This is a genomic window from Shewanella sp. CAL98-MNA-CIBAN-0140, from assembly GCF_040309905.1.
Lineage (GTDB): Bacteria > Pseudomonadota > Gammaproteobacteria > Enterobacterales > Shewanellaceae > Shewanella > Shewanella psychromarinicola.
Genome location: NZ_JBEOPI010000022.1, coordinates 66,168 through 81,526 on the forward strand (window position 1 = coordinate 66,168; position 15,359 = coordinate 81,526).

Below are 15,359 nucleotides of genomic sequence, written 5' to 3' on the forward strand. Positions count from 1 at the left end.
TGAACATCCAAGTGACTACAATCCACCATCATCACCATATGCGGTAGCCTTCGGATGCTAACTGCCGAAGGACGATATCCTTCTGGTGGTGAACAATATTTCACATAAACCCCTGGAAGGAATTCCAGGGGTTTTTTGTTGTTCTAAATTTATATTTTTATTTAAGCTGTTAAATTTACACTATTTTATAGTTAATACATTAAGGAAGTATCACATGAGTGAATCAAAGCGTTTACGTATTGCCATCCAGAAATCAGGCCGTTTATCAAAAGAGTCTCAACAGTTACTGAAAAGCTGTGGCGTTAAATTTAACGTTAATGAGCAACGCCTGATTGCCCACGCTGACAACATGCCAATCGACTTATTACGTGTTCGTGATGATGATATTCCAGGCTTGGTAATGGATGGTGTTGTTGACCTCGGGATTATCGGTGAGAACGTGCTAGAAGAAGAGCAAATTGAGCGCCAACTAGCAAACAAACCCGCTGAATGTACTAAATTACGTGAATTAGATTTTGGTTCGTGCCGTCTATCATTAGCGGTACCCAATGAGTTTAAATACCAAGATGCTAACTCACTTGAAGGTCTGCGTATCGCCACCTCTTACCCCAACTTACTGCGCCGCTTTATGCAAGAAAAAGGCATTAACTACAGCGACTGTATGTTAAAAGGTTCAGTTGAAGTAGCGCCACGAGCTGGATTATCTGACGGTATTTGTGATTTAGTGTCGACCGGAGCCACCCTTGAAGCTAACGGCTTGTATGAAACCGAAGTGATTTACCGCTCAAAGGCTTGCATCATTCAATCAAGTAAAACTCAATCTACTGAAAAACAGGCACTCATCACCAAGATCTTATCGCGTATTAATGGCGTTATCCGTGCCCGTGAAAGTAAATACATCTTATTACACGCACCACTTGAAACCTTAGATCAAATCGTTGCCCTACTCCCAGGCGCAGAAAACCCAACAGTATTACCTCTCAATGACGACACTAATCGCGTTGCCATTCACGCAGTGAGTACAGAGGATTTATTCTGGGACACAATGGAAGAGCTAACGGCATTAGGTGCCAGCTCAATTCTAGTCATGCCTATTGAAAAAATGATGGGGTAACACAAATGCAAATTCTCGATTGGGCCTCTTTATCGACCAAGCAGCAACGACAAACCTTAGCACGGTCGCCATTGATTGGTGATGCCAGTGTAGAGCAAGGTGTTCGCGACATTATTGAGCAAGTTAACGCTCAAGGTGATAGGGCGTTATTGGCTTATAACAAAAAATTTGACGGTGTTGAACTGGCAGAGTTAGCGTTATCAACTGACGCTATTGCCGCCGCTTGTGCGCGAGTGGGTGACGACGTTAAGCAAGCTGTAGCGCAAGCAGTCAATAACATTGAAACCTTTCACAAGGCGCAAGTGTTTCAGGGTGTAGATATTGAAACTCAAGCGGGAATTCGTTGCGAGCTTAGAAGCGAACCTATCGAGCGTGTCGGCTTATATATTCCTGGCGGCACAGCACCATTAATCTCAACGGTAATGATGCTTGCCCTGCCAGCAAGAATAGCCGGCTGTGGCAAACGCGTATTGGTCAGCCCACCGCCAATTAATGATGCGATTATTTATGCAGCCAATGTGTGCGGCATTACCGATATTTTCCAAGTCGGCGGCGCGCAAGCTATTGCGGCAATGGCGTTTGGTACTGAATCAGTACCAAACGTAGACAAAATATTTGGTCCAGGTAATCGCTATGTGACCGAAGCCAAGCGCTTAGTGTCACAAGACAGCCGTGTTAGCGTGTCTATTGACATGCCAGCAGGCCCGTCTGAAGTGCTAGTGATTGCCGACAAAAATGCTAATCCTGCTTTTGTGGCGTCCGATTTACTGTCGCAAGCTGAACACGGCGTTGATTCTCAAGTGATGTTAGTCACTGACTCATTAACTCTTGCCGAAGATGTAAACCAAGCCTTAATTGAACAATTAGCCCAATTGAGTCGTAAAGACATCGCCGCGCAAGCACTAGAATGCAGCCGCAGTATTATTGTCAGTGATATGGGTCAAGCCACCAAGGTGTCTAACTTATATGGTCCAGAGCATTTAATTATTCAAACTGCAGCGCCTCGTGAAGTACTGAAACATGTGCGCGGTGCGGGGTCTGTGTTTTTAGGGGCTTACACACCAGAATCTGTCGGTGATTATGCCAGTGGCACCAACCACGTGTTACCGACATATGGTTATAGCCGTTCGGTATCCAGCTTGTCATTGGCCGATTTTAGCCGCCGCTTTACGGTGCAAGAACTCACCAAGCAAGGACTACAATCCTTAGGCCAAAGTGTGATGGTATTAGCTGAAAATGAACTGTTAGATGCGCATAAAAATGCTATCGCCATTCGTTTAGCCAGTTTGCAGTAGTTGTTATTGTCTAAGCTTTGATCTAGAACAGAAGTGATGAGTTAACACCTTTATAGCGTAGAAAGTAGAGAACACAGCCATGAGTCAGACCCAAGTAGCGCCTTTTGATCCAAACACGTTGGCCAGACCCGAGTTACTGACGTTAACACCGTATCAAAGTGCCAGACGTATCGGCGGCAGAGGGGATATTTGGATCAATGCCAACGAGTCGCCATTTAATAATAGCCCGCTTGATAAAGTGAATCGTTACCCAGAATGCCAGCCACCTGAACTCATCAATGCTTACAGCCGGTATTCAAGCGTAAAAGCAAGTAACATTATTGCCAGTCGTGGCGCTGATGAAGCGATTGAATTACTCATTCGTACCTTTTGTATTCCAGGTGTCGACACCATTGCTTGTTTTGGACCGACTTACGGCATGTACTCCATTAGCGCGGCGACCTTTAATGTTGGCGTCAACGCACTAAGCTTAACGGATGACTATCAGTTACCTCAAGATTGGCCAGCACAAATCGGCAATGCCAAAATTGTGTTTATTTGTAACCCAAATAACCCAACTGGCACTGTGATAGCGAAAGACAAAATTGAACAAGCAATTCAAGCGGCGCCAAATTCAATTGTGGTGGTAGACGAAGCCTATATTGAATTTTGCCCTGACTACAGCGTGGCCGATTTACTGGGTAAGTACCCTAACCTTGTCGTGCTGCGCACTCTATCAAAAGCGTTTGCCTTAGCGGGCGCCCGTTGTGGTTTTATGCTTGCCAGTGATGACATTATCGATTTAGTGATGCGAGTCATCGCCCCTTATCCGGTGCCATTGCCAGTATCAGACCTTGCGATAAAAGCCTTAAGCCCAGCGGGTATCGACACTATGCAAGCCCAAGTGGCTAGCTTAGTTGATCAAGGAAAACGCTTAAGCAATGCACTTACAGCCTATGGCGCCAAGGTGTTACCGGCAAACGGTAACTATGTGCTGGCTAAATTTGCCGATGTCAGCGCTGCCGCTAAACGCTTAAGTGATTCAGGTGTAGTCGCCCGCGCCTATAAAGATCCGCGTCTTGCTGATGCCATTCGCTTTAGCTTTACCAATGAACAACAAACAAATTTAATTATCTCTTTGTTTACAAAAAACCTGTCTGAGTCGGTAGCAGAAGTGGGCCAAAAGTCGCTTCGATAGATAACCTGATGAACAAATTGATAGGCACATAGATTAACATTAATAGCTTAAAACGAATAAAATTACACCCTATTGAAGGCATTGAACATGAAACAGAACATATTATTCATCGACCGTGATGGCACTTTAGTTGAAGAGCCGGCAATCGATAAACAACTCGATAGTTTGGCTAAATTAGTGTTTGAGCCACAAGTGATCCCAGCGCTGCTTAAATTACAAAATGCGGGTTTTCGCTTGGTGATGGTCAGCAATCAAGACGGTTTGGGTACCGATTCATTTCCAAAAGCTGACTTTGATGCTCCGCACAATATGATGATGCAAATATTTGCAAGCCAAGGGGTGAAGTTTGACGATGTGGTGATTTGCCCGCACTTTAATGATGAAAATTGCAGCTGCCGCAAACCGAAACTGGGCTTAGTAAAAGACTACCTGACTCAAGGCAAAGTGGACTTTACCACTTCAGCGGTGATTGGCGATCGCGAAACCGACGTTGAGCTTGCCAATGCTATGGGTATTAAAAGCTATAAATACAATCGTCAAACGCTGAATTGGGATGACATTGCTAATGTATTGCTTAGCAAAGGCCGTATTGCAACTGTGGTACGCACCACCAAAGAAACCGACATCAAAGTCACCATTGACCTAGACAGTCAAACTAAGGGTAAGATTGAAACTGGCATTGGCTTTTTTGACCACATGTTAGATCAAATTCAAACCCACGGTAATTTTAAAATGGACGTGCACGTTGATGGCGATTTAGACATCGACGATCACCACAGCGTGGAAGACACCGCCCTGGCCATTGGTGATGCTATTCGCCAGGCATTAGGCGACAAGCGCGGCATCGCCCGTTTCGGTTTCAGTTTACCCATGGATGAAGCCAGCGGCGAATGCCTAATGGACATTTCAGGTCGCCCATTTATTAAATTTAATGCTGATTTTGAGCGTGAAATGGTCGGCGAGATGGCCATTGAGATGGTGCCACACTTCTTCCGTTCATTTGCCGATGGCCTGCGCTGCACCTTACACATTGGCTCCAAAGGCGATAACGATCACCACAAAGTAGAAGCACTGTTTAAGGTACTCGGTCGTACGCTTCGCCAAGCGGTGAAGGTCGAAGGTGACATACTGCCATCAAGCAAAGGCGTGCTGTAAGGAGTTCATATGACAGAACTATCGGTTTCATCAAGCACTTCTACTACGGCTTCTACCAGCATGGCCAATGACCTTACCGTTATTATAGATACCGGCTGCGCCAATTTAAGCTCAGTACGGTTTGCCTTTGAGCGGCTTAACGCTAATGTCATTGTCAGTGCTGACTTTGGTGTTATTCGCAGCGCGGCACGAGTGGTATTGCCAGGTGTTGGCACCGCAGGTGCGGCCATGGCCGCCTTAAAACAAAAAAACTTAGTCGAGCTGATTAAAAGCTTAACTCAACCTGTGATGGGCGTGTGTCTTGGCATGCAAATGCTGGCATCTTTATCGAATGAACATGGCGGTCGCAGCGAGCAAAGTATCACTTGCTTAGGCCTAGTACCCACTGACATCGGCGACTTAGACAGCAAAGGCTTGCCTTTACCTCACATGGGCTGGAATCAAATTGAGGTCAGCGATCATCCTTTGTTTGTTGGGATAGAAAATGGCAGCTACGTGTATTTTGTTCACAGCTACCGCGCGCCAATCAGTGAATACACTTTAGCCCGCAGCACCTATGGCGAATCATTCAGTGCCGCTATTGGTAAAGGTAACTTTTTTGGGGTGCAATTCCACCCAGAAAAGAGTGCCAAAGTGGGTGCAAAGATTTTACAAAACTTTTTAAATATGGGGACACCACAGTGATTATTCCTGCCATTGATTTAATTGACGGCCAAGTGGTGCGTTTATACCAAGGTGACTACGACAAGCAAACCACCTTTGACTTAAGCCCATTGGCGCAATTGCAGTCTTATCAAGCCCAAGGGGCAAAATTGTTGCATATTGTTGACTTAACGGGTGCAAAAGATCCTAATAATCGTCAAACCCAATTAATTACTGAACTTGCTGCGGGGCTTGATGTTGATATTCAAGTCGGCGGCGGTATTCGAACTGAAGAGCAAGTCGCGGAATTATTAGCTATCGGAGTTAAGCGCGTGGTCATTGGCTCGCTTGCCGTTAAAGAGCCTGAACGGGTTAAAAGCTGGCTAAACAAATACGGCCCTGAGGCAATTTGTTTAGCGCTAGATGTCAACATTAACGACGCCGGTGAAAAAATCGTTGCGGTATCGGGTTGGCAGTCTGGTGGCGGTAAGTCACTAGAATCACTGGTGGCTGAATTTGAAACTGTCGGCCTTAAACATGCTTTAGTGACCGATATTAGCCGTGATGGCACCCTAACTGGCGCTAACACTGAACTCTATACTGAACTTGCTTCCACGTATCCTGACATCCTTTGGCAAGCCTCTGGTGGTATTGCCACGCTAGACAATGTCGCCGCAGTACGCGACAGTAAAGCATCGGGGATTATTATCGGCAAAGCACTGCTAATTAACCAATTTACCGTTAAGGAGGCAATCCAATGTTGGCCAAACGCATAGTTCCTTGTCTTGATGTACGCGAAGGTAAAGTGGTTAAAGGAATACAATTTCGCAATCACGAAATTGTCGGTGACATAGTGCCGCTGGCGGCTCGTTACGCCCTTGAAGGTGCTGATGAATTAGTATTTTATGACATTACTGCCAGTGCTCACGATCGGGTGATTGATAAATCTTGGATCAGCCGCGTCGCGGAGCAAATTGATATCCCCTTTTGCGTCGCCGGTGGCATTAAAACCATCGAACAAGCACGTGAAAAATTGGCTTTTGGTGCCGATAAAATCTCGATAAACTCGCCAGCATTAAGTGACCCTAGCTTGATATCCCGTTTGCAAGACGAGTTTGGCCGCCAATGTATCGTTATTGGTATTGATTCATTTTATGATGCTGCCAGTGACAGCTATAAAGTCAAACAGTTTACCGGTGATCAAGCCGCCACTAAAGACACCCAATGGTATACTCAAGATTGGGTTGAAGAAGTGCAAAAGCGTGGCTGTGGTGAAATAGTACTTAACGTCATGAACCAAGACGGCGTGCGCGGCGGTTACGATATCAAGCAATTAAGCATGGTTAGGGCAATATGCGATGTACCGTTAATTGCTTCTGGCGGTGCTGGCACCATGGCGCACTTCAAAGAAGTGTTCGAACTTGCCAAGGTCGACGCTGCATTAGCGGCAAGCGTATTCCATAAAGGCATTATTGATATTGGTGAACTCAAGCAATATCTGCACGCCAATAGCATCGCAATTCGTTTATAATTTTGCAAAAAAAAGAGAACACCTATGACTGATATTGTATTTGATAGCACAAGCGTGGACTGGGACAAACAACAAGGCGCTACTTCGGGATTAGTTCCAGCGGTCGTGCAGCATCACCTGACCGGTAAAGTGCTTATGCTAGGTTACATGGATAAAGCCGCCTTAGCCAAAACCTTAGCCACTAACCAAGTCACCTTTTTTAGCCGCTCAAAACAGCGTTTGTGGACCAAAGGCGAAACCTCTGGCAACACACTTGATTTAATTGCTATCGATAAAGACTGCGATAATGACAGCTTTTTAGTACAAGTTATTCCTAACGGCCCGACTTGCCATACCGGCACAGAAAGCTGCTGGCCAGATGGCAACGCCCATCCTTTTATCGATAACCTGACTAAGCTGATTATTTCACGTAAAGGTCAAAGTGCTGATTCAAGCTACACAGCATCATTATTTGAACGTGGTACAAAGCGTATTGCACAAAAAGTCGGTGAAGAAGGCCTTGAAACCGCCCTTGCTGCAGCCACCCATGATAAAGAAGAGTTGGTCAATGAAGCGTCTGATTTAATGTATCACTTAATTGTGTTACTTGAAGATCAAGGCTTGTCGATGGCAGACATCAATAAAAACTTATTAGATCGTCACACCAAAGCCAACAAATCTGACATGAATAAGTAACGCTTTAGCTGGTTAAATTAATAATAAAAAAGACGCCACGGCGTCTTTTTTATTGATGCAAAAATCGGTGTTAATTAACTTTTATGACTTCGGTTAATCGTCAAATTACCATCAACATGTAAATCACGTTGTGGATAAGCAATCACCACATTATGCTCGTTAAATAGCTCGTACATTCTAAAACGAATTTCGCTACGACGGCGGCGGATATCAGTTTCTGACACTGCGCTGACCCAAAAAATTAAGTCAAAAATCAATGCATTGTCGCCAAAATCTTCAAATAAGACGGAGGGTTCAGGTTGCGGCAAAATATCATCTCGCTCACCAATAACTTGATAAATTAGCTCACGAACTTTAATCACATCCGAACCGTAAGCCACGCCAACACGAACAAATGTTCGGGCATTTTTATCAATCAAGGTCCAGTTAGTCACGGTGTTTTCGAGTAACAGACTGTTGGGCACTAGCATGTGCACTCCGTCATTACGGCGTATCAAGGTTGAGCGAGTGTTAATACACTCTACAACGCCTCGCGCCTCACCTACTTCTAAAAAATCACCAATGCGGATGGGACGTTCCCACATTAAAATCCAGCCACTGATAAAGTTATTAATAATGTTTTGCGCACCAAAACCCACACCAATCGCTATCGCACCTGACACAAATGCAAACGCAGTTAAGGGAATATTTAAAATTTCCATACAGGTAAAAATGAGTACTGCGATACTAATAATAAAATACATGCGAGTGAATAAATGGATCGCATCGGCACCAACATTACGACGTTTGAGTGCTTTAACAATCAAGCGCCCAACACGAGTGATAATAAACCAGGCTAAAAATATGTACAAAGGCACTTGTAACAACTGCAACAAAGTAATTGGGCTATCGTCGTAGGTAAATACCACCAAAGACAAGGCCGATAACAATTCGTTAAAATCCATATGAACCTCTTATTCTTGTGATTACATCAAGGTGATGGTTATAATTTAGTAAAACTCTTGCTCTCCTGGTGGACGAGTTTTGAGCAATTTCAAAAACCACATATATTGTTCTGGATAAGCATTAATCACTTGCTCAACCACTTTGTTTAACGCGATGGCTTCATTCTCTTTGCCAATCATCTCATCAGGATTAACCGCTGGCAGCACCGTCATAATAAATTGTTTAGCCTGCTGGTCGTAACCAATCTTAACGGGCATGACTTGTGCATTACCGGCTTGGGCTAAGCGACCGACAACCGGTAATGTGGCTTTAACTGTGCCCATAAAAGGCGCAAATATACTTTTTTCAGGCCCTAAATCTTCATCAGGCAAATAGAAAAAACTGTTGTCATTTTTTAACTCGGCCAATAAAGCTCTAATCCCTGCTTCACGCATATACACACGACCACCTTGACTACTGCGCATGCGATTACTAAACCAATTAAATAATCCATTGCGATGGGCTTTAGCCATGGTCACTAACGGAATTTCCATGTTAATTCGCAGACCGGCATATTCCATTGGCCAAACATGCGGCATGATAAAAATTATCGGTTGCTTTGCCTCTCGGGCAGCTTGCACATTTTCAATGCCATTAAGTTGAATGCGGCGTTTTAAGTGCGCTTTAGAACGAATAAGCAACTCAGCTTGCGACAATAAGGTAATGACAAATGTTTCAACATTCTGTTTGATTAACGCATCTACATCTGCAGGTGACTTATCAGGAAAACAGTGCGTAATATTCACCTTTGCGATCCGCAATGGTTTCTTGGCAACTTTCATTACTATTCGGGCAAATAATCTCGCAATGGGATCTCGAATGCTTGCAGGAAGTGCACCAAATAAAAACAGCACAGCAATGGCTAACCATGTCCCCCAGTGACGAGGATGTAATAGTGATTTATTAAAACGAGTATCAAAATATTTTGCTTGTCGTACCAAAAGAAACTCCAAATAAACTGACCCTGATCCGCAGGGAATAATCATATTATAACAATGGCATTATACTAAGGATTAATGAGTGTGGAACAGTAATTATGCCCGACAACATCAAAACATCACTCTCTCTTAGTGCTATACCCATGTTTATAAAACTAGCTTGCTCACGATTTCTCTGACGGTAAGGATAATGTTATAGATCATGTGGATATAATGAAATGATAAAATAAATTTACCAAATTCAAAAACAAAAGAGCCACTCAATTAAGAGTGGCTCTTCGTAATACAGATCCGATCGGATTGGCGTATTAACTAGTGAACTACTTTTTACCCGAGTTTGCTGCTTCAACACGTGACTTTAACTTCTGTCCAGGACGGAAGGTAACAACACGGCGTGCAGAAATTGGAATATCTTCACCAGTTTTCGGGTTCCTTCCCGGTCTTTGATTCTTGTCCCTAAGGTCAAAGTTGCCAAAGCCAGATAACTTGACCTGCTCACCACTTTCGAGTGCTTCACGAATTTCTTCAAAAAAAGACTCGACCATCTCTTTAGCCACACGTTTGTTAATACCTAATGTTTCAAAAAGATGTTCTGCCATTTCGGCTTTGGTAAGTGCCATACTTTAATCCCTCAACGATGCGTTGAACTCGGTCTTTAGAGCCGATACCACTGCAACCATAGTTTCAGTAATATCTTTATCTTCAAGTGTACGAGTAGTGTCTTGTAATGTAAGTGCGATGGCGAGGCTCTTTTTGCCAGGCTCAACACCCTTACCTTGGTATACATCGAACAAGTTTAAGCCAACCAACTGATTTTCGCCAACTTTTCTTATCAAATTCATAACATCAGTTGCAGAAACGGCTTCATCTACTACTAACGCTATGTCACGACGGTTAGCAGGAAACTTAGATACAGCTTGGGCTAGCGGCAAACGGGCGTGCAATAATGCATCCAGTTCTAACTCGAAAATAATTGTTTTGCCATTGAGTCCAAAAGGCTTTTCCAACTTTGGATGGATAGCACCGATATGACCAATGACGCGATTATTTCGTAATATTTCAGCACATTGTCCTGGATGCAGCGCAGGATGTGTTGCCCCTCTAAAACTAAATTCTGTAGAGGCAACTGTCAAGCCGATTATTGCTTCTAAATCACCTTTTAAATCAAAGAAGTCGACGATTGTAGACTCCATTGACCAATGCTCATCGTTTTGAACACCAGAAATGACCGCGCCCAGCATAGCTTGTTGACGAACACCAGAATCTGCTTGTGCATCAGGGATAAAGCGTAAACCCGTCTCAAATAAACGCACTCGATTTTGCTGACGGCTTTGGTTATAGCCTACGGCTGTCAATAATCCAGTAAACATTGATAAGCGCATGGCTGACATTTCGACTGAAATCGGGTTAGGCAACACCATGGCCTCTTCGCCAGGGTGAACAATATTTTGCATTTTTGGGTCAACAAAACTGTAGGTCACTGCTTCTTGGAAACCACGAGCAACAAATATACTGCGCACACGCTTAAGCGAAATATCAGCTTCTTGGTGATCAGGCATGCTTAACGCTGCCATTGGCGCAATATTAGGGATATTGTTATAACCATAAATACGCGCCACTTCTTCGATCAAATCTTCTTCAATCGCCATATCAAAACGATATGTTGCCGTGGTGACAATCCAATCATTGCCGTCAACGTTCACGCTAAAACCTAAACATTCAAGAATTTCCGTCACGTCAGTATCAGAAATAACATGCCCTAATGTTTTGTCTAACTTGCTACGACGCAAAGTGATAGTTGCTGCTACGGGTAAATGCTCAATCGATACCGCTTCAACAACTTGACCGGCTTCGCCACCACAAATATCTAATACAAGGCGAGTAGCGCGGTCCATGACCTTATGTTGTAGCTCAGGGTCAACTCCACGCTCAAAACGATGTGAAGCGTCTGTGTGTAAGCCTAAACGACGTGATTTACCCATAATGGCCAATGGAGAGAAAAAAGCACACTCCAAAAGGATATCTTGGGTGTTTTCATTTACACCGGTACTTTCACCACCAAATACCCCCGCAAGCGCAACAGCTTGTTTGTCGTCGGCAATCACTAAGGTATCGCTTGGTACCGTAATTTCATTGCCATCAAGCAAGGTTAGCTTTTCAACACCATCAGCTAAACGCACGGTAATGCCGCCGTTTAAGGTATTTAAATCAAACGCATGCATTGGCTGACCAAATTCAATCAACACATAATTGGTAATATCAACAATGGGATCAATTGAACGAATACCACTGCGACGCAATTTTTCTTGCATCCATAATGGCGTGACGGCCTTAATATTGATGTTTTTGACTACGCGGCCTAAGTAACGAGGGCAAAGATTTGGCGCTACCACACTGATGCTAAACGGCGCATCTATCGTGGCGGTTACGGCTTGCCAAGAAGGCTCTATTACCGCTTGACGATTTAATACGCCCACTTCACGAGCAAGACCGGCCATGCCTAAACAATCGGCTCGGTTAGCGGTTAAGTCAACATCAATAATGGCATCATCTAATTGCAAATATTCACGCACATTCAGGCCTATAGGTGCATCTTGCGGTAATTCAATAATGCCATCGCTTTCGATGTCTATACCTAACTCGCCGTAAGAACACAACATGCCCATTGACGGTTGACCGCGTAATTTGGCTTTTTTAATTTTAAAATCGCCTGGTAATACTGCGCCCACCATCGCGACTGCGACTTTTAAGCCTAAACGGCAGTTTGGTGCACCACAAACGATGTCGATAAGCTCATCGCCGCCAACATTGATTTTAGTGACGCGTAATTTGTCTGCATCTGGGTGTTGGCCACATTCAACCACTTCACCGATGACCACGCCGCTAAAATCGCCAGCGACGGCATCAATACCGTCAACTTCAAGACCAGCCATGGTGATTTGGTGTGATAATGCGTCACGACTTACTGATGGGTTAACCCACTCACGAAGCCAAGATTCACTGAATTTCATCTACTTTTTGCTCCGTTATTTGAATTGCTTAAGAAAACGTAAATCGTTTTCAAAGAAGGCACGTAAATCATTTACGCCATAGCGCAACATGGTTAAACGCTCAACACCCATACCAAAAGCAAAACCAGAGTATTTCTCAGGGTCAATACCCACACTGCGCAGTACATTTGGATGTACCATGCCGCAGCCTAATACTTCTAACCACTTACCGTTTTTACCCATAACATCCACTTCAGCAGAAGGTTCTGTAAATGGGAAGTAAGATGGGCGAAAACGTACTTCTAAATCTTGTTCAAAGAAGTTACGTAAAAAGTCATGCAAAATGCCTTTAAGTTCTGCAAAATTAACGTTTTCAGCAACCATTAACCCTTCAACTTGATGGAACATTGGCGTATGAGTTTGGTCGTAATCGTTACGATAAACACGGCCTGGAGAAATGATCCGAAGTGGCGGTTTTTCATGTTCCATGGTACGAATTTGCACCCCAGATGTTTGCGTGCGTAACATCACTTTGGGGTTAAAGTAAAAAGTATCATGATCGGCACGAGCTGGATGATGCTCAGAAATATTTAGCGCATCGAAATTATGGAAATCATCTTCGATTTCAGGTCCTTGTTTAACAACAAAACCAAGCTCACCAAAGAAGGTTTCAATACGTTCGATAGTGCGCGTAACCGGATGTAAGCCGCCAATATCGAGCGTACGACCCGGAAGAGTGACATCAATATTTTCAGCAATTAATTTTGCTTCTAATTCAGATGCTTTCAATCCGTCGATACGCACCGTCAACTGTTGTTGAACGGCTTGCTTTGCTTGATTGACTGCGGCACCAAAGGCAGGCTTTTCTTCTGCGCTTAATGATCCCATCATTTTCATCATGTCAGTAATTTTACCTTTTTTACCAAGGTAATCGACACGGATATCATCCAATGTTTTTAGATCACAGGCCTTATCGATGACCTCTAAGGCTTGTTCTACGATCTCGGTTAACTGCTGCATGTTATCATCCACTGCATTTTTGCATTTAAATGCGATTGAGCGTCTAGTCGACTATACGAGTTCACCATAGTGGCAACCCAGTAAGTGACGACGCGGTAGTTTGACGCTTATTATGATAACTAAACAATCAAGACTGGGGGTTAAAATAAAAGATTGGAATTTTACGTTAGCAAGTACAACTTTACTAGTCATTATTGGTATTTTTAATAGCAAATAGTTGTATTTACCTACAATTAACCCACTTAGCCTGTAACCGTGGCAACAAGTGTTAACTCAGGAGTCTACCCAACCGAAATCGTCAGTCTGTTGATGATGGGGTCTGGTTAGCTTACAGCAAGGTTACCTGTCCCGATTTAGTGCGGTTGAACATGTCGCGGTCAAGGGTATTTACTCCTAAATCGGTCAGTAAAAAAGACGCAACCTGCGTGTTTTATGTGGTCACGGGTTAATGAGTTAAATCAGCGTTTACTATATCGATGACCGATGAAAACGAGGTTGCAGAGTCGCGTCAATACCAAAGCCATTACTGGCGGTGTTCAACTCAAACCAACGTACACCTTTCAATTTAGCCCCTCCGAGGCTAATAATCATTATACTTTATTAATACGAGCACAAAACAGACAAAAAAATACCGCTCATATTGAGCGGTATTGTTAACCGATTTTATTGACCGATATTGTTAACCGATATTATTGACCAATAATAAGGAATTAATGTTTTTTAAACGCATCAACCATATAGTGATCCTGTAACCAGTTTCGGCTAATTAATAATTTATAACCCATTTTGGTACGGTCTTTAGATCCATATCGACTAAGAACTCAGACTAGGTTCACCAACACTTAATCAAGCCATGTAACGCGCTTCAGTACCTTACGCATGACGAATTAACCATGTACCTCAAATGTTAGTCCACACCTTGTGTTCTTTCTCGACGCTAATATTGGCAGCATGTAATGAGCGTTCTACCGCACCCGAGTTAATGCGGGGTATACATCAATCCTGTTTGCTTAATACTCAACTAAAGGACCAAAGTACTTTTTTGTGATACATCCACAATGTAGTTATGCTTTAAAAAATTACGCCCAATGAGTAATTTGTATTTCATATGGCTACGGTCGCGTAAATTAACATAAATATGATGCAACTTATCCGAAAAACCGACATCGAGCTTCACCATGTAGCGGGTTTCAATGCCTTGTGAATTCTTCACCCTTAACGTACTGACAATTTCGGCTTGAATACGTTTTTTCTCACCACGTTCATTTTCTGTGGTGAATTCAACAATTTTACCGACATTACTTTTCATTTTTTTGAATGCGCCGCCAATGATTGTTAAATCTACCGCATGCAGAGAAGTCTTCCCCGCACCAGTATCAATGCGAGCATGATAGCGTAGTCCAGACTTAGCGACTGTCATGGTTTCAACTTGACTTAAAATGGTTTTATCACTCGCAAACACAGATATAGACAGCAAACACGACACAACAGAAATCACAATTTTTTTAAACATGATCGATCCCAAAAAAAACTAAACCAGTTAAATAACTGCCTGAACTAAGTCACTCAGCTCGGGATAATAAACGGTTATAAAACAGTTTTTTGTCCTGCTAACTGCATTGTATTGACTTGTAATAGGCTAGTTATTGACGCCGTAAGTCACAAGAGCTGCACCTTATTAGCAAATCAAATCACAAGTTCGATATTAAATAGCTCAAATATTCTGATTTTGGCATATTTATTCCATCTGTTAACCCGTGTTGATGTGATGGTCTCCTCCCAATACGGCATCGATGTGCCATGATTGAAGTTGTTACACACAATCAAAATGGGAGGAG

The 15,359-nt window shown here is 43.3% G+C and carries 14 protein-coding genes; 8 read left to right on the forward strand and 6 right to left on the reverse strand.

What is annotated here, in order from left to right; genetic code table 11:
* Positions 1 to 214 precede the first annotated feature (214 nt).
* The 8 genes from hisG to hisIE all read left to right on the forward strand — a co-directional run bounded on the left by hisG (position 215) and on the right by hisIE (position 7,589).
* On the forward strand, positions 215 to 1,114 hold the full coding sequence (gene hisG / locus AAEY93_RS12725) for an ATP phosphoribosyltransferase (protein WP_351077364.1): 900 nt from the start codon (positions 215 to 217) through the stop codon (positions 1,112 to 1,114).
* 5 nt (positions 1,115 to 1,119) lie between these two features.
* Positions 1,120 to 2,409 carry a histidinol dehydrogenase gene (gene hisD, locus AAEY93_RS12730; protein ID WP_351077367.1) on the forward strand — a complete coding sequence of 430 codons (1,290 nt, stop codon included), beginning with the start codon at positions 1,120 to 1,122 and terminating at the stop codon, positions 2,407 to 2,409.
* A 79-nt stretch (positions 2,410 to 2,488) separates the two neighbouring features.
* Entirely contained in the window at positions 2,489 to 3,586 is a 1,098-nt protein-coding gene (gene hisC / locus AAEY93_RS12735) for a histidinol-phosphate transaminase (protein WP_351077370.1), read from the forward strand.
* An 87-nt stretch (positions 3,587 to 3,673) separates the two neighbouring features.
* Positions 3,674 to 4,741 carry a bifunctional histidinol-phosphatase/imidazoleglycerol-phosphate dehydratase HisB gene (gene hisB, locus AAEY93_RS12740; protein ID WP_101031947.1) on the forward strand — a complete coding sequence of 356 codons (1,068 nt, stop codon included), beginning with the start codon at positions 3,674 to 3,676 and terminating at the stop codon, positions 4,739 to 4,741.
* Positions 4,742 to 4,750: 9 nt separating this feature from the next.
* Entirely contained in the window at positions 4,751 to 5,425 is a 675-nt protein-coding gene (gene hisH / locus AAEY93_RS12745) for an imidazole glycerol phosphate synthase subunit HisH (protein WP_502959558.1), read from the forward strand.
* Positions 5,422 to 6,159 carry a 1-(5-phosphoribosyl)-5-[(5-phosphoribosylamino)methylideneamino]imidazole-4-carboxamide isomerase gene (gene hisA, locus AAEY93_RS12750; protein ID WP_124011679.1) on the forward strand — a complete coding sequence of 246 codons (738 nt, stop codon included), beginning with the start codon at positions 5,422 to 5,424 and terminating at the stop codon, positions 6,157 to 6,159. Before hisH ends, hisA begins: the two co-directional genes overlap by 4 nt.
* Positions 6,141 to 6,914: an imidazole glycerol phosphate synthase subunit HisF gene (gene hisF / locus AAEY93_RS12755; protein WP_101031949.1), complete on the forward strand. Its 774-nt coding sequence runs from the start codon at positions 6,141 to 6,143 to the stop codon at positions 6,912 to 6,914. Before hisA ends, hisF begins: the two co-directional genes overlap by 19 nt.
* A 24-nt stretch (positions 6,915 to 6,938) precedes the next feature.
* Positions 6,939 to 7,589 (forward strand): bifunctional phosphoribosyl-AMP cyclohydrolase/phosphoribosyl-ATP diphosphatase HisIE, encoded by a 651-nt coding sequence (hisIE, locus tag AAEY93_RS12760; protein WP_335686875.1) that lies wholly within the window; start codon positions 6,939 to 6,941, stop codon positions 7,587 to 7,589.
* A 74-nt stretch (positions 7,590 to 7,663) separates the two neighbouring features.
* Here the strand turns inward: hisIE and AAEY93_RS12765 are convergent, their stop codons facing one another.
* The 6 genes from AAEY93_RS12765 to AAEY93_RS12790 form a co-directional block, all read right to left on the reverse strand.
* Positions 7,664 to 8,533, reverse strand: a complete 870-nt coding sequence (locus AAEY93_RS12765) for a mechanosensitive ion channel family protein (RefSeq protein WP_101031951.1) — start codon at positions 8,531 to 8,533, stop codon at positions 7,664 to 7,666.
* Between the two features lie 45 nt (positions 8,534 to 8,578).
* Entirely contained in the window at positions 8,579 to 9,514 is a 936-nt protein-coding gene (gene lpxM / locus AAEY93_RS12770) for a lauroyl-Kdo(2)-lipid IV(A) myristoyltransferase (protein WP_351077376.1), read from the reverse strand.
* Between the two features lie 317 nt (positions 9,515 to 9,831).
* The gene (ihfA, locus tag AAEY93_RS12775) at positions 9,832 to 10,131 is read right to left on the reverse strand and encodes an integration host factor subunit alpha (protein ID WP_011637176.1); all 300 of its coding nucleotides are present in this window, start codon (positions 10,129 to 10,131) and stop codon (positions 9,832 to 9,834) included.
* Between the two features lie 3 nt (positions 10,132 to 10,134).
* A complete protein-coding gene (pheT, locus tag AAEY93_RS12780) occupies positions 10,135 to 12,522 on the reverse strand; it encodes a phenylalanine--tRNA ligase subunit beta (protein ID WP_124011681.1) in 2,388 nt (795 codons plus the stop codon).
* Positions 12,523 to 12,537: 15 nt separating this feature from the next.
* Positions 12,538 to 13,521: a phenylalanine--tRNA ligase subunit alpha gene (gene pheS, locus AAEY93_RS12785; RefSeq protein WP_101031954.1), complete on the reverse strand. Its 984-nt coding sequence runs from the start codon at positions 13,519 to 13,521 to the stop codon at positions 12,538 to 12,540.
* A 1,021-nt stretch (positions 13,522 to 14,542) separates the two neighbouring features.
* Positions 14,543 to 15,034 (reverse strand): ATP-dependent zinc protease family protein, encoded by a 492-nt coding sequence (locus AAEY93_RS12790; RefSeq protein ID WP_101031955.1) that lies wholly within the window; start codon positions 15,032 to 15,034, stop codon positions 14,543 to 14,545.
* Positions 15,035 to 15,359 lie beyond the last annotated feature (325 nt).